The sequence below is a fragment of the Arthrobacter sp. SD1074B genome, assembly GCF_056780195.1.
This window is the reverse complement of record NZ_JBRAZT010000001.1, coordinates 1,351,625-1,372,171: the sequence shown is the minus strand read 5'-3', so window position 1 is coordinate 1,372,171 and position 20,547 is coordinate 1,351,625. Positions and strand designations below refer to the sequence as shown.

Genomic DNA, 20,547 nt, shown 5'->3' with positions numbered 1-20,547 from the left:
CCCGCTGCGCGAGTCAGGAAACTACTCTGCGGACTCCTCGGAGACCTCAGTGTCGGCAGCGTCAGCAGGCGCTTCCTCGTCGGCCACGACGGGCGAGAGGGAGAGCTTTCCGCGGTCGTCGATCTTGGTGATTTCCACCTGGATCTTCTGGCCCACGGAGACGACGTCGTCGACGTTGTCCACGCGCTTGCCGCCGGCGATCTTGCGCAGCTCGGAGATGTGCAGCAGACCGTCCTTGCCCGGGGTCAGGGAAACGAAGGCGCCGAAGGTCGTGGTCTTGACGACCGTGCCCAAATAGCGCTCGCCGATTTCCGGCACCTGCGGGTTGGCGATGGCGTTGATCGCGGACCGTGCTGCGTCGGCAGACGGGCCGTTGGTGGCGCCAATGTAAACGGTGCCGTCGTCCTCGATCGAGATGTCCGCTCCGGTGTCTTCCTGGATCTGGTTGATCATCTTGCCCTTCGGGCCGATGACCTCGCCGATCTTGTCTACCGGGATCTTGACCGCGATGACGCGCGGAGCGAACTCGGAGAGCTCGTCCGGGGTGTCGATCGCGGAGTTCAGCACGTCCAGGATGTGCAGGCGGGCTTCGCGGGCCTGCTTCAGGGCCGCGGCCAGGACCGAAGCCGGGATACCGTCGAGCTTGGTGTCCAGCTGGATGGCCGTGACGAACTCGGAGGTACCGGCAACCTTGAAGTCCATGTCGCCGAAGGCGTCTTCGGCGCCAAGGATGTCGGTCAGCGCCGCGTAGCGGGTCTGGCCGTCAACCTGGTCGGAGACCAGGCCCATGGCGATACCGGCAACGGCGGCCTTCAGCGGCACGCCTGCGTTGAGCAGGGACAGCGTGGAGGCGCAGACGGAACCCATCGACGTCGAACCGTTGGAGCTGAGGGCTTCAGACACCTGGCGGATGGCGTAGGGGAATTCCTCGCGGGACGGCAGCACCGGCATGATGGCGCGCTCTGCAAGGGCGCCGTGACCGATTTCGCGACGCTTCGGGGAGCCGACGCGGCCGGTCTCGCCGGTGGAGTACGGCGGGAAGTTGTAGTTGTGCATGTAGCGCTTGCGCGTCACGGGAGACAGCGAGTCGATCTGCTGTTCCATCTTGAGCATGTTCAGCGTGGTGACACCCATGATCTGGGTCTCGCCGCGTTCGAAGATGGCCGAGCCGTGGACGCGGGGCAGGACTTCGACCTCGGCGGTGAGCTGGCGGATGTCCGTCAGGCCACGGCCGTCGATGCGGATCTGGTCCTTGAGGATGCGCTGGCGCACGACCTGCTTGGTGACGGAGCGGAAGGCTGCGGACAGTTCCTTCTCGCGGCCTTCGAACTGGCCGGCCAGGGAAGAGGTGACCTCGGCCTTGAGCTCGTCGGAGGCGGTGTCGCGCTCCTGCTTGTCGGCGATCTGGAAGACAGCGGCCAGCTTATCGGCGGCAGCGGACTCAACCGCGGCGTAGACGTCGTCCTGGTAGTCCAGGAAGACCGGGAACTCGACGGTCGGCTTGGCGGCGCGCGCTGCCAGGTCCGACTGCGCTTCGCAGAGGGCCTTGATGAACGGCTTGGCAGCCTCGAGGCCTTCGGACACAACCTCTTCGGTGGGGGCTGTGGCGCCCTGTTCCTTGATCAGGTTCCAGGAGTTGTCCGTGGCTTCGGCTTCGACCATCATGATGGCGACGTCATCGCCGGCGATGCGGCCGGCAACGACCATGTTGAAGACGGCGTTCTCCAGCTGCGAGTGCTTCGGGAACGCAACCCACTGGGAGCCGTGCTCATCGGCGACGAGGGCAACGCGGACGCCGCCGATCGGGCCGGAGAAGGGCAGGCCGGAGAGCTGGGTGGACATCGAGGACGCGTTGATCGCGACGACGTCGTAGAGCTCGTCCGGGTTGATGGAGAGCACGGTGACGACGATCTGGACCTCGTTGCGGAGGCCCTTCACGAAGGCGGGGCGCAGCGGACGGTCCATCAGGCGGCAGGCCAGGATGGCTTCCGTCGAGGGGCGGCCTTCGCGGCGGAAGAACGAGCCCGGGATGCGGCCCGCGGCGTACATGCGCTCTTCGACGTCGACCGTCAGCGGGAAGAAGTCGAAGCCTTCACGCGGGTGCTTGCCTGCGGTCGTGGCGGACAGCAGCGCGGTCTCTTCATCGATGTAGACCATGGCTGCGCCGGCTGCCTGCTTGGCAAGACGGCCGGTTTCAAAGCGGATAACGCGCTTGCCGAAGCGGCCATTGTCAATGACGGCTTCTGAGAACTGGATTTCGGGACCCTCCATAGAGAGTCACCTCCGTTTCTTGTTTCACGGAGTCCAGCCGCATCAACCCAGTCCAGCATCTGTCTACTGGCCTGCACTGCACCCGGTCATCGATCGAGACCCACGGGCTAAGGCTTCACTCGTTGAAGCCGTTCCCGGAGATCACTACCGAAGACCGCGAATGCGTGATGCGGTTGATCCTCCTGTTGAGTTTTTTTGAAGAAGGCGGCCCTTTCCCGTTGGAAAGGGCCGCCCCTTAAAGCTGACTAGCGGCGCAGGCCGAGGCGCTCGATGAGCGCACGGTAGCGGTTGATGTCAGTGTTCTTGAGGTAGGTGAGCATACGCTTGCGACGACCAACCATGGCCAGCAGACCGCGCTGGGTGTGGTAATCGTGCTTGTGCACCTTCATGTGCTCAGTCAGATCCTTGATCCGCTGGGTCAGGACTGCAACCTGGACCTCCGGCGAACCGGTGTCGCCCTCGGACGTTGCGAAATCCTTCATGATGGACTGCTTTACAGCGGCTTCAAGTGCCACGTTAACTCCTAGAGATGTGCCGTGAGGCCCGAAACAGTAATTCACTGCCGGGGGTGCCGCGCCGGAATCCTTATCCCAGTGGGACGAGATTCCTACACAACAAGAGCCAGCCGCCACGGACTGCAGCCGGATCCAACGTTTAGTTTACTGGCACGCCGCGGAAGTTGTCTAAACCGCCCGGCGCGGCGGCCGCTTACCCGGCATCGGCCAACAGCCCGCGGATCGCCGCGACGCCCCGGTACAGCTCCGCAAAGGAGGTGCTCAGCGGCGACAGGCCGATCCGGATGCCTTCCGGCGCCCGGAAGTCCGGGATCACATCCTGCTCCCACAGAGCCGCCGTCATTTCGCGGAACGCCGGGTGGTCCACCGTGATGTGGCTGCCGCGCCGCTCCGGGTCCCGCGGAGTTGACAGCCGCACCCCGGCCGGGCCGAGCCAGGCATCGTGGAGTTCGACGGCGAATGCGGTCAGCAGCCGGGACTTCTCCCGGACGGCGGCCATGCCGACTTCCTCCAGCAGGTCCAGCGTGCCGCGCATGGCGAGCATGCCGAAGACGGCGGGGGTGCCGCTGAGAAACCCGCGGATGCCGGGAGCGGGCTCGTAGCCCGGCCCCATTTCGAAGGCGTCCTTGCGCCCCATCCAGCCCCAGATCGGCTGCTGCAGGCCGGGCAGATGGCGGGTGTTGACGTAGGCGAAAGCGGGCGAGCCCGGTCCCCCGTTGAGGTATTTGTAGGTGCAGCCGGCGGCGAAGTCCACGTCCGCGGCGTCCAGGCCGATCTCCACTGAACCGGCGGAGTGGCACAGGTCCCACACCACCAGGGCACCGGCGTCGTGCACGGCGGCGGTGATAGCGGGAAGGTCCGCGAGGAATCCGGAGCGGTAGGCGATCTGGCTCAGGACCACGACGGCGGTGGCCGGGCCGGTAGCGGCGCGCACCTGTTCCACTGTCACGCCGGAGGCCGGGTCGGCGTCGATCCATCGCAGCGTGAGGCCCTCTTCGCGGGCGATGCCCTCGACAAGGTAGCGGTCGGTCGGGAAGTTGTCGGTATCCAGCACGATCTCGGTGCGGTCCGGGTCGGTTACGGCGGCCAGTGCGGCGCGGATCAGCTTGTAGAGCACCACGGTGGTGGAATCCGCGATGATGGTCTGGCCCGCGGCAGCGCCGAGCACGGCGCGGCCCAGCTGGTCGCCGATGGCCTGCGGCAGTTCCAGCCATTCCTCGTCCCAGCCGCGGATCAGGCGCCCGCCCCAGCTGTCCTGGATGAAGCTGCTGATGTCCGTGACCGTGCGTTTGAGCGGGCGGCCGAGTGAGTTGCCGTCGAGGTAGGACAGGTCCGTGTCGGTGCCGACGAAGTGGCCGCGGTAGGAAGCGAGAGGGTCCGCGGCGTCGAGGTCGAGGGCACGCTGCCAGAGGACGTCAGTGCCCGCCTGGGCCGCCGGTTCGGCGCTCACTGGCCGATCTCCGTACGGACCGCGAACAGCTCGGGGAAGAAGGTCAGCTCGAGGGCCTTCTGCAGGAAGGCGGCGCCGCTGGATCCACCGGTGCCGGCCTTCATGCCGATGGTGCGCTGCACGGTCCGCAGATGGCGGAAACGCCAAAGCTGGAAGTTGTCCTCCAGGTCCACAAGTTCCTCGCAGGCCTCGTAGGCGCCCCAGTTGGCGGCCGCGTTTTCGTAGATGTACTTGAAGACCGGGACCAGTTCCGGGCAAAACTCGTGGGCCTGGCTCACGTCGCGGTTCAGAACCGAAGCCGGCACGTCGAAGCCCTGGCGCTTGAGGTAGGCGAGGAAGTCGTCGTAGATGCTCGGGGATTCGAGCAGCTCCAGCAGCATCCCGTGGGCTTCGGGGTCCGACTCGAACACCGGGAGCATCTTGCGGTTCTTGTTGCCGAGCAGGAATTCCACCGCCCGGTACTGGCTGGACTGGAAGCCGGAGGAGTTGCCGAGGAAGCCGCGGAACTGGGAGTACTCGGTGGGCGTCAGAGTGGCCAGCACGGACCACTGCTCGGTCAGGGTCTTTTGGATGTGCTTGACCCGGGCGATCGCCTTGAGCGCGGAGCCGAGGTCGTCGGTGCGGAGCCAGGCGGCCGCGCTGCGGAGTTCGTGCAACACGAGCTTGAGCCACAGTTCCGTGGTCTGGTGCTGGATGATGAACAGCATCTCGTCGTGGTGCTCCGGTGCGCTGACCGGCTGCTGGGCGCTGAGCAGGGTCGGCAACTGCAGGTACGAGGCGTAGCTCATCCGGGAGCTGAAGTCGCGGACAATTTCCTTGTCCAGCTCCCGCGTGTTCTTCTCAATCGTCACTACTGGCCTTCCTTGCCAAACGCTGCAGCCTAACCGGCGAACAGGATGTCGTGCGCCTGGACGACGTCCAGCCGCATCTGCTCAACCAGTGCTTCAGGGCCACGGTACGCGACCATACCGCGCAAACGGGCCACGAATTCGACAACGACTGTCTGGCCGTACAGATCGAAGTCCTCGACGGCCTCTTCCGGGCGGTCGATCACGTGGGCTTCGACCTGCCGGCTGACGCCGTCGAAGGTCGGGTTGGAACCGACGGAGATGGCGGCCGGCCAGCGCGTGCCGGCCTGGTCCACGAGCCAGCCGGCGTAGATGCCGTCCGCCGGGATGTAGCCGCTCGCGGCGGAGGAGAGATTGGCCGTGGGGAAGCCGAGATCGCGGCCGCGGGCAGCCCCGTGGACCACTTCGCCGCGCATTCGGTGCGGCCGGCCCAGGACGGCGGCGGCGGTGGCGACATCGCCCTCCCGCAGTGCTTCGCGGACCCAAGTTGAGGAGCAGCGCCGGTCCCCCGCACCGCCGTCGTCGGTGTCGTCGCTGCGGTGCAGCGGGTAGCCCTCGGAACCAAACTCGCTGATGACCTGAACCTCGAAGCCGAACTTCTCCCCCAGCTCCTTCATGGTGTCCAGATCTCCGGAATTTCCGCGGCCAAAGCGGGCGTCGTGGCCGATCACCACGTGGCTGGCCTTGAGCGCATCGACGAGCACGGAGGAAACAAATTCCTCGGGGGTGAGGCTGGCCAGTTCCAGCGAATACTTCATCACCAGGACGGCGTCCAGGCCCACCTCGCCGAGGGCAACGAGCTTGTCCTCCAGGCCCATGATCAGCTCGGGGGCCGATTCGGGGCGGTGGACCTGCGCCGGGTGCGGGTCAAAGGTAATGGCAACGGCGCGGGCATGATTCAGGCGGGCGGTGCGGATGAGCTGCGAGAGTACCTGCTGGTGGCCGCGGTGCACGCCGTCGAAGTTGCCGAACGTGACCACGGACGGGCCGAAGTCCGCCGGGACTTCGGACGGATCGTTCCAGATGTGGACCATCTACCTCGCCTTTTGCTGCCTGCCATGAACTCCTCCGGAGGGTTGGGCCGGCTCCGGAACTCTCTAAGATTACCCGCTATCTGCCCTGTTCCTGGACGGCACCCAGGGCCTCGGCCGCGGCCTTTCCGGCTCCGACGCCCCGGGCTACGATGCTAGGGCACCAGTTCGGCGACGGCCAGGCGGCCGCCGCCGCCATCAATGCACGCCGCGCGGCCCGCGGCTGAAGGAGAACGCCATGACTGAGCTTCAGGACATCCTCAGGCAGATCCCGGTAGACCAGATCGCCGACATGCTCGGGACCGACCGGAAGACGGCCCAAACCGCGGTGGAAGCCGCCGTGCCCGCACTCCTTGCCGGGATGCACAGCAACTCACAGGCGCCGGAGGGTGCAGCCTCGCTGGAATCGGCCCTCGGCCAGCACCACGACGGGCTGGTCGACGGCGGAGTGGATGCTGCGCAGGTAGATACTGCCGACGGCGAAAAAATCGTGAACCATGTCTTCGGCGGCCAGCAGGACCAGGTCGCCAATCAGCTGGCGGGTACCGCACAGCTGGGCGGGGTGGGTGGGGACCTGGTCCGCAAGCTCCTCCCCCTGCTCGCACCGATCGTCATGTCCTACCTCGCCAACAAGGTTCTGGGCGGACGCAGCCAGGCGGACGGCCAGGGTGGTGCCGGCGGCGGCGCACTCGGGGGCGGCCAGGGCGGCGGGGGCATCGACCTCGGCGGCATCCTCGGAGGAATTCTTGGCGGCGCGGGCGGTGCCGGGGGCGGCCTGGGCGACATCCTCGGCGGCATGCTTGGCGGCGGGCAGCAGCGAACGGCTCATGAGGCGGTAGCCCCCGACGCCGGCGGTCCGAACAATGCCGGCGAGCCTGAGCTGCAGCCCCAGGCTGTCCCGCAGGGCCAGCCGTCCGGCAACGAACCACGCCCGGGCGAGCTGATCGACATCGACCTCCCCGGACAGCAGGAAGACGTTCCGCAGGACACGCAGGGCGATGCGCAGAAGAACGACGGCGGCCTCGGCGGCCTGCTGGGCGGACTGTTCGGGAAGAAATAGCGTCCGCGTACCCGCGGTCCGGCGGTCCGGCGTCGGGCCGTTGACGACGGGGCAGCAGCCGTCTGACTGGCGGCAGCCGGCCCGGCGGCAGGCTGCCGTCCAAGCCGGAGCCGGAGCAGGCTGGACCTTGGTGACCTGCTACAGTCGGCGGAAAGTTCGGACCGATGTTGGGGGACATTATCAAGAACAAACTCATAGCCGCAGTCGGGCTGGCCCTGTTGACTGCCGTAGCGCCAGGCGTTGCTGCCGCTCAGTCCGTCCCCGCGGATCACACCCGGCCATCCCTGCCCGGGACGTCGCGGTCCGAAGGGCCGGTCGGCGGTTACGAAGGCTGGTGGAACGCGACGCCGAGAACAGGCGACAGCGCGGCGCTGCCGCAGGAAACCGTCGCCGTCAATACGGAAACGCACAAGCTGGTGGACGCCTTTAGCCGCGCAATCAACGACGCGGGCAGGTCTACGGAACTCACCGACGTGAACTATACGGTCGAGCCTGACCCGGGGTGGTCGGATCACTCCGTGGTCATCATCGACACGGCCACGAATCGTGTGATTGCCGACTTCCGGGTAGACGAGCGGGGTGAACCGATCCGCTGACGCGGGCCGGCGACGTCCGGAGCTGCACGCCGGCCCTACCGGGCAGGCTGCGGGTCCCCGTCCGGGAGGCCCCGGAGCCACGCGTCGAGTTCGCGGGGATGGCGGAAGATGAGGACCTCAGCGGTGCCCGGAGAGCTCTCCAGTTCCCGCATGACCCTCCGTTTGCGGCTGAACGAGCGGAAATGCCAGCCGATAATCGAGTCGGGAGCGAACAGGCGGCCGAGCGTTTCCCGGTTTCCGTTGCAGACTTCCTCCCGGGCGACGATCCGGCGAAGTGAGCGCCGGATCAACCGAAGAAGTGAAAGCCACCGCGGATAGTCCAGGCCTACGATCAGCTCCGCACGCGGGACAACGAGGTCGCGCCAGACTCCGTAGGCACTGTCGAGGACCCACTGATCCTGGCCGGCGATGCGCGCCGCGAGCTCCCGCTGCTCGGCGGTGTCCGGCTGCCGCCAGCCCGGGAGCCAGCCGATGTCGTCGTCGGCGGAGAACTCCGGGAGCCCCGTTCTCGCAGCATAGGCTCGGGCAGCGGAGGACTTGCCGCTGCCGGTGACGCCGTAGAACAGGACCCGCGACGGTGCAGTGGTTGAGTTTCGGGGAGGCACGAAATTCAGCATGCCACACTGGTCCGATACCGCAGTTCTCTATCGTGGCCAGCGCAGAGGTGTCCGACCCCGAGGTCCTGCCCCCCCCTACGCTTAGATCGGGTGGGCCGCCTGCACCCGGGACCCCGCACTGCTGGTGCGGGCCATCCGGAGTTCGTGGTCACCGCTCGCAGTGCCGGCGGGCCTTCTACGAGGACCTTGGTTTCACGGAGGGCGCTGACTTGAGGCTTGGACCGCTGCACGCTTTCCCGCTGTTCCGCTGCCGCACCGCCGGCCGTTCCCCGTAGACCTTGTTCCCAGACGGCGGTTAGGGTCTGAGCATGCGCAGAATGGCGGGGACAGCAGGGCTGGTAGTGCTGCTGGCCGTGCTGCTTTGCGGCTGCTGGCTGGTGCCGGTTGCGCGCACGGAGGTTTGCGTCGACTGGGTCCGCTTCGAGACAATGCAGCAGCGCTTTGACCATGCCAGTGCGGTACTGGTCGGCAAGCCGCTGAAGAAGGACGGCGAGGTCCGGATCTACGGTTACCAGGCCAACGTCCACGTGGTGGAAATAGAGAAAGTACTCAAGGGCAACGTCGGACACGGTACCGTCCGCATCGCGTTCCATGCCGGTCACCTGCGGAAACGCCTACCCCGACGGCGATCCACTTGACGTCGGGAACAGGTTGCTTTTCTTCCTGACGGAGCAGAACGACCAGTGGTTCACGATGACCCCGGAGCAGGGCGCCGTCCCGTTCCCGGCTGGTACGCCGCTTCCGTTCAGTGACAGGTGAGCCGGGCGCCAGCGAGCGGTCAGCCGGTACACCGACACATGGCGCTGGGATTCCCCGGTGACTTTGCTCTCGTCACTGGCCTCCCCACTGGATTCCAGCTCAAAACCGACCGTCCGCGGCCGCCCCATGGAATACTGCAGCCCCGTCGTCGCCGGAGTCACGACCGGCCGCGGCCGTCCTGCACGACTCCGCCGCCTCATATCCGCTGGGATTCCGGTCAGTGGGCGTGGTGGTTCAGCATTTGAAGTAGTGGTTTCTTTGGGGTGTTTGGCGGGGGTCGAGGTGGGGTGGCGGGATGAACCAGGGGATTCCGGCGCGGTTGTGGATGGTCCATTGTTCTTTGTGGATGAGGTGGTGGTGGTGGGAGCAGAGGAGGACGCCGTTGTCGGTGCTGGTGGTGCCGCCGCGGGACCAGTAGGTGATGTGGTGGGCTTCGCACCAGGTGGCGGGGATGGTGCAGTTGGGGAAGGCGCAGCCTTGGTCGCGGGCGGTGATGGCTTTGCGGATGTGGGGCGGGAAGATCCGGGTGGTGCGGCCGATGTCGAGGATGCGGCCCTGGCTGCCGAGCAGGACGGGGATGATGTCGGCGTCGCAGGCGATTTTGCGGATGGTCCCGGCGGTGACGGGGCCGGTGAAGGCCAGGGTCCCGGTGCCGGTGAACCCGAACGGGCCGGTCCCGGCGCCGGGGGTGCGTCTGCCGGCGCTTGCGTCCCCGGCCCGGGTGCCCCCGGCGCCGCCGGTGTCCCCGCTGTCGAATCCGTAGGGGCGGGCGCCGTCCCTGGTTCGTCCGCCGGCGTTCCCGGTCCCGGACGGGCCTGCCTGGGTGTCCGTATCCGTGTCGGTGTTGGTGGCGTTTAGGAGGTGTTCGAGGAGGTCGCGGTGGTCGATGGTGACCATGATCTGGGGCCGGAGGCCTCCGGTGGCGGGCAGCCCGCCGGATGCGAGGGCTATTGTGCAGGCGCCGACCAGGCCGTCGAGGGATTTCTGCGGCCGGGACCGCCAGTCCAGCCCGCCCGGCACGAACCCGCCCGCCCCGTCACCGTCGCCGGGCCCGGCCTCTTCGCCGGGGCCGGCGGTTGCGGACAAGGCTCCTCCGCCGACTCCGGTACCCGCGCTCCCGGTACCCGCGTCGCCGGTGGCCGTGTCAGCGGGGTCTTGGGTGCCGGGGGTGGTGCCGGGGGTGTTGCGGGGGTTGGTGGCGGTGTTCATCACGGTGAGGAGGTGTTCGAATTGTTCGGTGGTGGCGAAGATTTCCAGGTGGTGCAGGCCGTGGCGGGGGCGGCGGATGAACGCGCCCTGTAACTGGCGCAGGACTTCCTCGGAAGGTTCGGCGCCGTCCTGGTCGATGGCGTCCATCCAGCGCCGGGCGATCCGGGCCAGGAAGTCCGGGTCGTGCCCGGCCGCGGTGGCCGTGAGGGAGTGTTCCATCCGGGCGGTCGTGTCCGCGCCGCACAGGGGCCGGACCCGGTCCAGGGCCTGGGCGATGATGGTCGCGGACCGGGACGGGACACTCCCGGCGGCCACGGCGGCGGCGAGTTCCTCGTGCAGGGGCGGGAGGGCCTGGCCGGTGATCCCGGTGCGCGGCAGGACCGCGGTGGTCAGTGACAGGCGGCGGTGGGCTTCGGTGCCGGTGATCTGCAGCCGGTCACGCAGGAAGTCCCCGCTCTTGCGGTAGCCGTCATCCAGGGCCGGGGAGTTGCCGGCGGCGGCTTCCTTGCGGGTGCGGTCCACCGCGGCGGCGCCGACGAGCTGCAGGTACTCCACGGCCCGGGCGAGTTCCTCGATCCCGGCGGCGTACTCCGCGGCCTCTCCGACCCCGAACAGCGCCGCGTCCCCCACCGCCGTCGCGCACAACTCCCGCAACTTCCCCAGAACACCCCCCAGCGACGGAACCCCGCGCGCAGCACCCCCGGCCCGGGCCGCCGGAGAAACGCTGAGAGCTGCGCTGGTTCCCATGAATCAATCCTGCCGCGGACCTACGACACTATTGCCCGCACCGCCGGCCTCGACGGAACAGCCGGCACCATCGCCGCACTGGAGCAGCACGCCCCGCCCCACCGACTTCCGGCAGACAGCACCACCAAGCCGGATGACCGGAGAAAAGGTGACTGCTCCACGGGTTCCCATGAACCTATCCAAGCAGGCGGGTATGACACTTTGAGAAACAGGCTGGACGCGGCCGGGATCCCCCAGACGACGGCATGACAGACTATCCAGATGGACAGCTCAGTCTCCCCGCAGCCAGCTCAAGTGAACCCAGCCGACGATCCGACGAGCGCGGACTCACAGCCGGAAGGGCAGGAAGCGGCGCTACGGAGCCCCTATCACGATCCCCGCCGGCCTCTTGGGCCGCGGGATCCCGGCGATGCCTGGGTGGAAGGCGAGCACGGCCGCTTCTGGGGCCGCTTCGGCTCCGCGGGCCTGCTGGTGCATGATGCCGCAAAAGGCGTGCTGCTGCAGCACCGCGCCACGTGGAGCGACCACGGTGGAACGTGGGGGCTTCCCGGCGGCGCCCTGCACCAGGGCGAAGATGCCGTCAACGGCGCTCTCCGCGAAGCCAAAGAAGAGGCCGCTGTCCCGCCCGGATCCGTCCGCGTACTCTTCACGACGGTGTTCGACGTCGGGTACTGGTCCTATACGACGGTGGCCGCGCAAGTCGTGGAGCCGTTTGAACCCGCCATCAGTGATCCGGAAAGTCTCGAGCTGCAATGGGTCAGCCTTGAGGGCGTCAGTGACAAGGAGCTGCATCCGGGCTTCGCCGCCGCTTGGCCCGCCCTGCGACGCAGGCTACAGACTCCGGACGCGCGGCACGCAAGCGGCGAATAACCAACACGACGTCGACGTCGCCTGCGCCCCTCGCGTCGGCGACGAGAGTCGCGACGGACGTCGAGCTGGGCCCCATGGGCGCCCGCTGTGCCGGATCTATGACGGTTCGGGGCTCAGGAGCTTCCGGGGACCTCGAATGCGGCCAGTATCCTGGCCAGGTCGTGTTGCAGGTGGGTCCAGCCTTCCAGGTCCTCGGGCAGCGCATTGCGTTCGATCTCATGCGCAGTTGCCAGCGCCGCGCTGCCGGAAGCTGTCAGGGCCACCGAAAATTGCCGGCGGTCATGCTCGTCTTTGGTTCGTGTGACGAGTCCCGACTCTTCAAGCCGGCCCAGGACCTTCCCTAAGGACTGGCTCTGCACGGCGATCCGGCGCGCCAGCTGCTCCTGATTTAGCGGCCCGGTGGCAAGCCCCTGCAGGGCGATGACGCCGGCATGGGTCAGGCCCAACGCCGCCAGTGCCTGGTCCTTGCGGCGCTCGACCACTCGCGCGGCCATGGACAAAAGCTGATCAGTCCGCCACTTCTTTGACTCCCGGCCTGGGCTCATCCGCGGCACCCGGTCCGGCGCCCCTCGCCTGCTGTTTTCGGTTCCCATGTTGCTCGGGGAACGGCGTTCACAATGCTCATGATGCCTCCCTCGCTCCGGTGGACAAACGGTGGGAGCAGGCTGTCGCTGGCTGCACCCTGATACTACAATAAGCATGCTTACTATACGTTTGGCAAGTTTGCTTACTATTGGGCCCCGCGGGGCACGCCAAAGGGCCCCGTCGGGGCTGAGGGGGCGTAGAGTGGCCGGGTTGGTTGACCGGGAGGCGGAGTCAGGCCTGCCGGGGCGCCGGGCGCCGGCGATACAGCCAGATCAGGCCAAGGACGGGCAGCAACAGCGGGATGAAGCCGTAGCCGCGTCCGAACAAGGACCAAACAGTCTCGTGCGGGAAGTTGACCGCATCGAAAAGGCTAAGCGCGCCGACCACCAGGACCCCGACGAGCTCAACCAGAACCGCCGTTACCGACACCTTGAACCAGGTGCGGCCGGCCTTCGCGAGGGAGATAGTCGCCACGATGTAGACGACCGCGGCGAAAGCGGACAGCAGGTACGCGAGCGGCGCCTCGGAGAACTTGGTGAGGATTTGGTAGCCGGCCCGAGCGGTGGCTGAGAGGGCGAACACAGCGTAGACAGCAATCAGCAGCCGGCCGGGCCCGGTGTTGCGGGTGTCCTTCGACGCCGGGCGGTCCTGCCTTGTGGTCCCGGCGGCGCTGTGCCCTGTGGTCCCGGCGGCGTCGCCGGTGTCCTGCTGTGAAGCCGTCATGTTCTTCTTTGCCTCTTCCACTTCAGTACCAGATCTGGTTCATTCGGGCCGCCATCACCAGCGCGGTGACGCCGACGGCCGCCAGCACGAAATTGCTCCACCGGGTGCGTTCCAGGATGGCCCAGTACACCGCGCCTATCGGCAGCATCAGGGCAGTGACGAGGTAACCCCAAAACTCCCAGGGTTCCCCCGCGATCTGCTCCCCCGACGCGATCCGGACGATGGATCCGACGAGATAGACCAACAGGGACAGCTCGACGGCGGCCACGGACAGGATGGTGGCATCGTTAGGCGCCTTCTTCAGCACGCCGGCGCCAACGCAAAGGAGCGTAGAGAGCAGGCCCACCACCAGGATGATGTAGAAATACGCGTCCACGGCTAGCTTTCCGGCTCTGCGGCGGCAGGCTTTGCGGCGGCAGGCTTTGCGACGGCGGACGGCTTCCCGGCAGCAGGCTTCTCGTTGTCCGGCGCGAAGACCAGCACCGGTTTCGCGTAGCTTCCGGCGTCGGCCAGCAAGGCCACGAGTGAGCCATCCGGCGCGAAGGCTGCCGCAGGCTGCTCCGCCGTCGCCGCATCCGGCGTGCCGGCGGCGGCGCCCGCCGCGATCCGGCGGCCGAAGGACAGTTCCGTGGTTTCCTCCGGGGTGAGCTCGCGATTGGGCATCAGCGCCCGGGCAGCCTGTGACATCTCCAGGACCTCCAGCTCTTCGGCCAGCTGCTCCAGGGTCCGGGCCTGATCCAGGGTATAGGGCCCCACCTGGGTCCGGCGCAGCGCAGTCAAGTGGCCGCCCACGCCCAGGGCGTCGCCAAGATCGCGGGCAAGAGCGCGGATGTAGGTTCCGGAGGAGCACTCCACGGTCACATCCAAATCCAGGGCCTCCCCGTCCTTCGAGCGGCGGAGTTCGTGGATTTCGAAGCGGTGGATCGTCACCGGCCGTGCGGCAAGTTTCACGTCCTCGCCGGAGCGGACCCGGGCGTAGGCACGTTCGCCGTTGACCTTGATGGCGCTGACGCTGCTGGGCACCTGCTGGATCTCGCCGGTGAGGGCGGCGACGCCGGCCCGGACGCCGGCCTCGGTGACCGCGGCGGCACTGCGGGTGGCAGTGACCTCGCCCTCGGCGTCGTCCGTGACGGTCGACTCGCCAAGGCGGATGGTGGCGGTGTAGGTCTTGGAGGTGCCCACGATGTAGGTCAGAAGGCGGGTGGCCTTGTTGATACCAAGCACCAGCACCCCCGTTGCCATGGGGTCCAGGGTGCCGGCGTGGCCCACCTTTCGGGTACCGGCGATCCGCCGCATCCGTCCAACCACATCGTGGCTGGTCCAGCCTTGCGGCTTGTCCACTATCACCAGTCCAGAAAGCACGCCTCCCAGTATATCCGCGACGGGACCGGCCCCGGCGCGGATGCCCGGGCCCGGACACCGCCGGCGGCTAGGATGGCAGACATGCCTGAGCTTGCCGCCCACGTCCGCAACGTTCCCGTCAACCAGATCCGCGAGATCACCGAAGCCGCCTGGCACACCCCCGGCGCCATCGTGTTGAGCATCGGCGAGCCGGGCTTCGCCCTCCCCCGCCACATCCTCGAGGCGGGAATGGCGTGCCTTGACCGGGACGAGACCAATTACACCCCCAACGCCGGCATCCCGGCGCTGCGGGAAGCCTTCGCGGCCAGGTTCCGGGAGCACAACGCGACGCCGGTCGGCGCAGACCGCGTCTACGTCGTCGACGGCGCCCAGCAGGGATTGCACTTCGCGATGACCTTGTTGCTCTCCCCCGGCGACGAGATCCTGATTCCCAATCCCGGCTATCCGACGTTTGCGATGACCAGCCGGCTGCTGCACGCCGTGCCCGTCGAGTACCCGCTCTACCCGGACCACGACTTCCAGCCGCGGATCCAGGACATCGAGGCGCTGATCACGCCGCGGACCAAGGTCCTGATGCTGAACTCTCCATCCAACCCGCTCGGCGCCGTGCTGGGCGCGGAACTCACCCGCAGCCTCGTGGAACTGGCCCGGCGGCACGACCTGTGGATCGTCTCGGACGAATGCTACGAGGCCTTCACCTACGACGTCCCGCACGTCAGCCCGGTACGCTTCGACAGCGATGTTCCCGGCGAGGCCCGCGTGTTCACGTCGCTGACCCTGTCCAAGACCTATGGGCTCACCGGGCTGCGGATCGGGGCGCTGATTTGCCCGCCCGGCCTCGAGCAGCAGATGAACAACGTGATGGAGGCGATCGTTTCCTGTGTCGCGTCGCCCTCGCAATACGCGGCCCTGGCGGCCTTGACCGGTCCGCAGGACTACGTCAGCCACGCCCGCGCCCACTACCGCGCCAACCGCGACGCCGCCTCCGCCGTGCTGGAATCCAAAAGCATCCCCTTCCTCAGCGCGCAGGGCGCCTTCTACCTCTGGGCGGACGTCTCGCACGTCAGCGGCGGCGACGTCCGTGCCTGGGTACGGCGCTTCCTCGCCGACTCCGGGGTGTCCTTCGCCCCGGGCACCGCCTTCGGCTCGATCGGCGAGGGCTGGATCCGGGTTGCCCTGTGCGGCAGCCAAGTGGACCTCGTGGAAGGCCTGGGCCGGCTTCCCGCCCGCGCCGGGGACCTTTAGTCCTACCGCCCGCCCGCGCCAGGCAGTAGCCTGACCGGACGCGGGTGCGGGCGGATCCATTGCGGGTGCGCGGCCGGCCCTGGAGGAGGACCTCATGTGGTGGCAGGACTTGTTGTGGGGCATCTGGAACGGGCTCACGGCCTGGATCGTGCTGATTGCCCACGTCTTCGGAGCCTGGCGGGAGTTTCCTTTTTACAACACGGGACGGGCCGGCAACTGGTATGACTTCGGCTTCCTGTTGGGGATGGGTTCCCCGTTGCTGGGTGGTTTGGGCGCCCGACGGCGGCGCTAGGCAGTGGTGCGGGCAGCGCCCCCGGAGCGGGGCGCGGGCCGGGCGGCCCGGATTGGCTGACTGATTGTGCGGAACGGGTTCAGAGCTGTATTTCGTCATCCGGCAGCGCCGGCTGAGACACCGGCGCGGTGAAGGACATCTTGACGATGAAGTGCCCTTCGGAGCAGTTCCTCGCGATGATGGCTCCAGCCTCGCCAGCCAACTTCACGCCGAACTGGAGTTCCAAGTGCTCCGGAGCGAGTTCCCGCATGACATCGGCGGCTGCCCTGGCGGCCGGCCGCACGGCGGCCAGCGCGTCCTCCAGCCGACGCCCCGCGTCGAGGATACCCAGCTCATTGCGGGCCGGCCGTTCGACCCCGAAGCTGCCTTCGTCGACCTCGACCAGAACCGTTCCGGACCCCACTTCGTAGCGCAGGATTTCAGTCATTGCCTGACCTGGCCCGCCCGTTCGCCGCCATTCCGCTCGCCCGCAGTCATGCCTCCATGGGACGCTTCCCGGCCTCCCTGGCATAGAGTCCAAAGTCCCCGGAGCCCTGATACAAAACTGGCCGGCCCCTTCCCGGGGTCCGGCCAGTTTTGCTCGAGACTTATTTGTTGCGGTCCTCGTCGATGTCCTTATCGGCGCTGAGGTCCTTGTTTTCTTCGTCAAAGTCGTCTTCGTCGAAGTCGTCATCATCGAGCTCGACGTCCTCGGGGATGTCGCTCTTGTACGGATCTGCATCACCGGCGTGCTTGGCGCTGGCAGCCAGCGCCGCAACCTCGGCGTCGCGCTTCTTGGCCTCGCGCAGCAGTTCCTCAAGGTTCGAGGCCACCACGGGGATCTGGTCGGCCACGAATTCCAGCGTCGGCGTCAGCCGGACGGTGACGTTGCGGCCGACTTCCTGGCGCAGCACGCCCTTGGCCTTCTCCAGGCCCTTGGCCGCGTCGGCCTGGGCCACCTGGTCGCCGAAGACGGTGTAGTAGACCGTGGCATGCTGCAGGTCATTGGTCACGCGCGCGTCGGTCACCGTCACGCCTTCCAACCGGGGATCCTTCACCCTCCGGCCCAAGGCCTCAGCGACGACAACCTTAATCCGCTGCGCCAACTTGGCAGCCCGTGCGGGATCAGCCATTTCCACTCCTAAAAAATTTGGATGTACGACGACGCGCTAGCGGTCCACATACACCTTGGGTTTTGGTGCCACACGCCTAAGGCGAGTCTACGACGGACTCCCGTTGGATTTTTTCCGGCGGCCAGGGAGTGGCATCGGGCCTGCCGGAGCGGGGCGGCTGACGTCGTCAGACGTTGGCCGCCCAGCGCAGGGGCGGGGCCGCCGGAAAAAATCCAACGGCCCCGCACACCTGTAACGCTAAACCGACTTAGACGCGCGGCTTTTCGCGCATCTCGAAGGTCTCGATGATGTCACCTTCGTTGATGTCGTTGAAGGAGCCAAGACCGATACCACACTCGAAGTCCGTGCGGACCTCGGTGACGTCGTCCTTGAAGCGCTTAAGCGTCTCAACGGTGAGGTTGTCGCCGATGATCTTGCCGTCGCGGCTGACGCGTGCCTTGGCGTTGCGCCGGATAACACCGGAGCGGACGATCGAGCCTGCAATGTTGCCGAACTTGGAAGAACGGAACACTTCACGGACCTCGGCGGTACCAAGCTGGACCTCTTCGTACTCCGGCTTGAGCATGCCCTTGAGGGCTGCTTCGATGTCATCGATTGCTGCGTAGATGACGGAGTAGAAGCGCATGTCCACGCCTTCGCGGTCTGCCAGTTCGGCAACACGCTCGGCGGGCTTGACGTTGAAGCCGATGATGACGGCGGAGTCGACCGTTGCCAGGTTGACGTCGTTCTGCGTGATCGCACCGACACCGCGGTGGATAACGCGGAGCTGGACACCCTCGCCGACGTCGATCTTGAGCAGCGCGTCCTCGAGGGCTTCCACGGCACCGGACACGTCACCCTTGAGGATGAGGTTGAGGGTGTCGATCTTTCCATCGGCGACGGCCTGATCGAAGTCTTCCAGGCTGATGCGCTTGCGGCGCTTGGCCAGGGCGGCGTTGCGGTCTGCGGCTTCACGCTTCTCGGCGATCTGGCGGGCGGTGCGCTCGTCAGCGGTCACGAAGAAGGTGTCACCGGCGCGCGGGACGTTGGACAGACCCAGCACCTGCACGGGGCGGGACGGGCCAGCCTCGGTCAGCGCACTGCCGTCGTCGTCGAACATGGCGCGGACGCGGCCGTGGGCCGTGCCTGCCACAATCGTGTCGCCGACGTGGAGCGTACCGGACTGGACCAGGACGGTAGCGACCGCGCCGCGGCCCTTGTCCAGGTTGGCTTCAATCGCGATACCGCGGGCGTCCTTGTTCGGGTTGGCTCGCATGTCCAGGGCTGCGTCTGCGGTGAGCAGGACAGCCTCGAGCAGCTCGTCGATGTTGAGGTTCTGGCGGGCAGAGACCTCCACGAACATGGTGTCGCCACCGTACTCTTCCGGAACCAGGCCGTACTCGGTCAGCTGGCCGCGGACCTTCTCCGGGTTGGCGCCTTCCTTGTCGATCTTGTTCACGGCCACGACGATCGGCACGTTGGCCGCCTGGGCGTGGTTGAGGGCTTCAATGGTCTGCGGCATAACGCCGTCGTCGGCCGCCACCACGAGGATGGCGATGTCGGTGACCTTCGCACCACGGGCACGCATGGCGGTGAACGCCTCGTGGCCCGGGGTATCGATGAAGGTGATCTTGCGATCGGTGCCCTCGTGGTTGTGCGTGACCTGGTAAGCACCGATGTGCTGCGTGATGCCGCCGTGCTCGCCCGCCATAACGTCGGACTTGCGGATGGCATCGAGCAGCCGGGTCTTACCGTGGTCAACGTGACCCATGACGGTGACGACCGGAGGACGCGCCTCGAGCTCTTCGTCGCCTTCGGCTTCCAGCTCTGCTTCGAAGTCAATGTCGAAGCCGGAGAGCAGCTCGCGCTCCTCGTCCTCCGGCGAGACGACCTGGAGCTTGTAGCCAAGCTCCTCGCCCAGCAGGGCAAAGGTTTCCTCGTCCAGCGACTGCGTGGCCGTAGCCATTTCGCCGAGGTGGAACAGAACCGTCACCAGCGCTGCGGGGTTTGCCTCGATCTTGTCGGCGAAGTCCGTAATGGACGAGCCGCGGCGGAGCCGGACAATGGTGTTGCCGTCGCCGCGGGGTACGCTCACGCCACCCAGCGACGGGGCACTCATCTGCTCAAGTTCCTGGCGCTTGGCACGCTTCGACTTGCGCTGCTTGCCGCGGCCTGCGCCGCCCTTGCCGAAGGCACCCTGGGTGCCGCCGCGTCCGCGGCCACCCTTGCCGAAGCCACCGCCGGCCGGAGCACCGCCGCCGGCGCCGGGACCACCGGTGCCGGGAGCGCCACCCGGACGGCCCGGGCCACGGCCGCCGCCGCCGGGACGGCCTGCACCAGCGGGTGCGGGACGTTCGGTGCGGTTGGGCATCATGCCCGGAGTCGGACGGTTTCCGCCGGCTCCCGGACGGGCACCGGGAGCGCCTGCCGGACGCGGAGCGCCCGGACGGGCACCGGCCGCGCCTGCCGGACGCGGTGCGCCCGGACGGGGACCACCGGCGCCTGCTGCGGGACGGGGGCCGCCGGGGCGTTCGCCCTCGGTGCGGCTTCCGCCCGGACGAGGCATGCCCTGGGAGGGAGCGAACGGGTTGTTGCCCGGACGGGAGGTGCGTTCGTTGTCGCCGCCGCGGCCGCGGGGCATGCCCTGGGACGGGGCGAACGGGTTGTTGCCCGGACGCGGGCCGCCCGGACGAGGTGCCGAGCCGCCCTGGCGTGCCGGAGCAGCCGGGGTTTCAGCCTTCGGTGCCGGACGTGCGCCGGGCTTGGCGCCGGCGGACGGAGCCGCCGGGGCCTCGGCAACCGGAGCAGGAGCCGGAGCGGCGGGTGCCTGCTCGGCGGCAGGTGCCGGAGCCGACGGAGCCGGAGCTTCAGTCTTGGTTTCAGCGGCCTTCGGCGCAGCCGGAGCCGGCGCGGGCGCCGGACGAGTCGCTGCGGGGCTGGCCTTGGGGACGGACGCGGGCGCTTCGGACTTCGGAGCGGCAGCTGCGTCGGGGTAGGCGTTGCGGAGTTTTCGCACAACGGGGGCCTCAATGGTGGAAGAGGCGGAGCGAACGAATTCGCCCAGTTCCTGCAGTTTGGTTACTGCATCTTTGGAAGTAATACCGAGCTCTTTAGCAAGCTCGTGTACGCGGACCTTGGCCACATTTCTCCTGTCTCGGTCCGCACCGAGCCAGGCACGAACCGTCTACTTCTTACTGCGGGCCTCCGCCGCGAGTGCAGCTGAAAGGCCCATTGCAGAGCGCAACAAAGTTGTCATCGTTGCGCACTCATCGCTGG

General features: G+C 67.4%; 20 protein-coding genes. 6 read left to right on the top strand and 14 right to left on the bottom strand.

Annotated features, from left to right (window positions below; genetic code table 11):
- Positions 1–21: 21 nt before the first annotated feature.
- From ACUYM2_RS06365 to ACUYM2_RS06345, 5 genes are all read right to left on the bottom strand, one after another.
- Entirely contained in the window at positions 22–2,271 is a 2,250-nt protein-coding gene (locus ACUYM2_RS06365) for a polyribonucleotide nucleotidyltransferase (RefSeq protein WP_481599312.1), read from the bottom strand.
- Between the two features lie 245 nt (positions 2,272–2,516).
- Positions 2,517–2,786, bottom strand: coding sequence for a 30S ribosomal protein S15 (rpsO, locus tag ACUYM2_RS06360; protein WP_290258342.1), 270 nt, complete (start codon positions 2,784–2,786; stop codon positions 2,517–2,519).
- A gap of 193 nt (positions 2,787–2,979) precedes the next feature.
- A complete protein-coding gene (kynU, locus tag ACUYM2_RS06355) occupies positions 2,980–4,236 on the bottom strand; it encodes a kynureninase (RefSeq protein WP_481599311.1) in 1,257 nt (418 codons plus the stop codon).
- Entirely contained in the window at positions 4,233–5,087 is an 855-nt protein-coding gene (gene kynA / locus ACUYM2_RS06350; RefSeq protein WP_481599310.1) for a tryptophan 2,3-dioxygenase, read from the bottom strand. Before kynA ends, kynU begins: the two co-directional genes overlap by 4 nt.
- A gap of 29 nt (positions 5,088–5,116) precedes the next feature.
- On the bottom strand, positions 5,117–6,118 hold the full coding sequence (locus tag ACUYM2_RS06345) for a bifunctional riboflavin kinase/FAD synthetase (RefSeq protein WP_481599309.1): 1,002 nt from the start codon (positions 6,116–6,118) through the stop codon (positions 5,117–5,119).
- A 235-nt stretch (positions 6,119–6,353) separates the two neighbouring features.
- Between ACUYM2_RS06345 and ACUYM2_RS06340 the strand changes: the two genes are divergently transcribed.
- The gene (locus tag ACUYM2_RS06340; protein WP_481599308.1) at positions 6,354–7,175 is read left to right on the top strand and encodes a DUF937 domain-containing protein; all 822 of its coding nucleotides are present in this window, start codon (positions 6,354–6,356) and stop codon (positions 7,173–7,175) included.
- Between the two features lie 164 nt (positions 7,176–7,339).
- Entirely contained in the window at positions 7,340–7,771 is a 432-nt protein-coding gene (locus ACUYM2_RS06335) for a hypothetical protein (protein WP_481599307.1), read from the top strand.
- Positions 7,772–7,806: 35 nt separating this feature from the next.
- Here ACUYM2_RS06335 and ACUYM2_RS06330 read toward each other — a convergent pair whose 3' ends face one another.
- Positions 7,807–8,376, bottom strand: coding sequence for a P-loop NTPase family protein (locus ACUYM2_RS06330; RefSeq protein WP_481599306.1), 570 nt, complete (start codon positions 8,374–8,376; stop codon positions 7,807–7,809).
- A gap of 320 nt (positions 8,377–8,696) precedes the next feature.
- Between ACUYM2_RS06330 and ACUYM2_RS06325 the strand changes: the two genes are divergently transcribed.
- Entirely contained in the window at positions 8,697–9,026 is a 330-nt protein-coding gene (locus ACUYM2_RS06325; protein WP_481599305.1) for a hypothetical protein, read from the top strand.
- Between the two features lie 355 nt (positions 9,027–9,381).
- On the opposite strand, the gene ACUYM2_RS06320 is transcribed toward ACUYM2_RS06325, so the two are convergent.
- On the bottom strand, positions 9,382–11,103 hold the full coding sequence (locus ACUYM2_RS06320; RefSeq protein ID WP_481599304.1) for an HNH endonuclease signature motif containing protein: 1,722 nt from the start codon (positions 11,101–11,103) through the stop codon (positions 9,382–9,384).
- A gap of 261 nt (positions 11,104–11,364) precedes the next feature.
- On the opposite strand from ACUYM2_RS06320, the gene ACUYM2_RS06315 reads away from it, so the two are divergent.
- A complete protein-coding gene (locus ACUYM2_RS06315) occupies positions 11,365–11,973 on the top strand; it encodes an NUDIX domain-containing protein (RefSeq protein WP_481599303.1) in 609 nt (202 codons plus the stop codon).
- Positions 11,974–12,086: 113 nt separating this feature from the next.
- Here the strand turns inward: ACUYM2_RS06315 and ACUYM2_RS06310 are convergent, their stop codons facing one another.
- The 4 genes from ACUYM2_RS06310 to truB form a co-directional block, all read right to left on the bottom strand.
- Complete coding sequence (locus ACUYM2_RS06310) at positions 12,087–12,467, bottom strand: MarR family winged helix-turn-helix transcriptional regulator (RefSeq protein WP_481599302.1); 381 nt, start codon at positions 12,465–12,467, stop codon at positions 12,087–12,089.
- A 322-nt stretch (positions 12,468–12,789) separates the two neighbouring features.
- A complete protein-coding gene (locus tag ACUYM2_RS06305) occupies positions 12,790–13,281 on the bottom strand; it encodes a hypothetical protein (RefSeq protein WP_481599301.1) in 492 nt (163 codons plus the stop codon).
- 22 nt (positions 13,282–13,303) lie between these two features.
- Positions 13,304–13,657, bottom strand: a complete 354-nt coding sequence (locus ACUYM2_RS06300; RefSeq protein ID WP_481599300.1) for a hypothetical protein — start codon at positions 13,655–13,657, stop codon at positions 13,304–13,306.
- A 2-nt stretch (positions 13,658–13,659) separates the two neighbouring features.
- Positions 13,660–14,643 carry a tRNA pseudouridine(55) synthase TruB gene (truB, locus tag ACUYM2_RS06295; protein ID WP_481599299.1) on the bottom strand — a complete coding sequence of 328 codons (984 nt, stop codon included), beginning with the start codon at positions 14,641–14,643 and terminating at the stop codon, positions 13,660–13,662.
- A gap of 81 nt (positions 14,644–14,724) precedes the next feature.
- Between truB and ACUYM2_RS06290 the strand changes: the two genes are divergently transcribed.
- Together ACUYM2_RS06290 and ACUYM2_RS06285 are read left to right on the top strand one after the other, a co-directional pair.
- The gene (locus ACUYM2_RS06290; protein ID WP_481599298.1) at positions 14,725–15,888 is read left to right on the top strand and encodes a pyridoxal phosphate-dependent aminotransferase; all 1,164 of its coding nucleotides are present in this window, start codon (positions 14,725–14,727) and stop codon (positions 15,886–15,888) included.
- Positions 15,889–15,982: 94 nt separating this feature from the next.
- Positions 15,983–16,180 (top strand): hypothetical protein, encoded by a 198-nt coding sequence (locus ACUYM2_RS06285; RefSeq protein ID WP_346959306.1) that lies wholly within the window; start codon positions 15,983–15,985, stop codon positions 16,178–16,180.
- Between the two features lie 79 nt (positions 16,181–16,259).
- Here the strand turns inward: ACUYM2_RS06285 and ACUYM2_RS06280 are convergent, their stop codons facing one another.
- From ACUYM2_RS06280 to infB, 3 genes are all read right to left on the bottom strand, one after another.
- On the bottom strand, positions 16,260–16,607 hold the full coding sequence (locus tag ACUYM2_RS06280) for a CU044_2847 family protein (RefSeq protein WP_481599297.1): 348 nt from the start codon (positions 16,605–16,607) through the stop codon (positions 16,260–16,262).
- Between the two features lie 160 nt (positions 16,608–16,767).
- A complete protein-coding gene (gene rbfA, locus ACUYM2_RS06275) occupies positions 16,768–17,292 on the bottom strand; it encodes a 30S ribosome-binding factor RbfA (protein WP_481599296.1) in 525 nt (174 codons plus the stop codon).
- A gap of 247 nt (positions 17,293–17,539) precedes the next feature.
- On the bottom strand, positions 17,540–20,413 hold the full coding sequence (infB, locus tag ACUYM2_RS06270) for a translation initiation factor IF-2 (RefSeq protein ID WP_481599295.1): 2,874 nt from the start codon (positions 20,411–20,413) through the stop codon (positions 17,540–17,542).
- Positions 20,414–20,547: the final 134 nt, after the last annotated feature.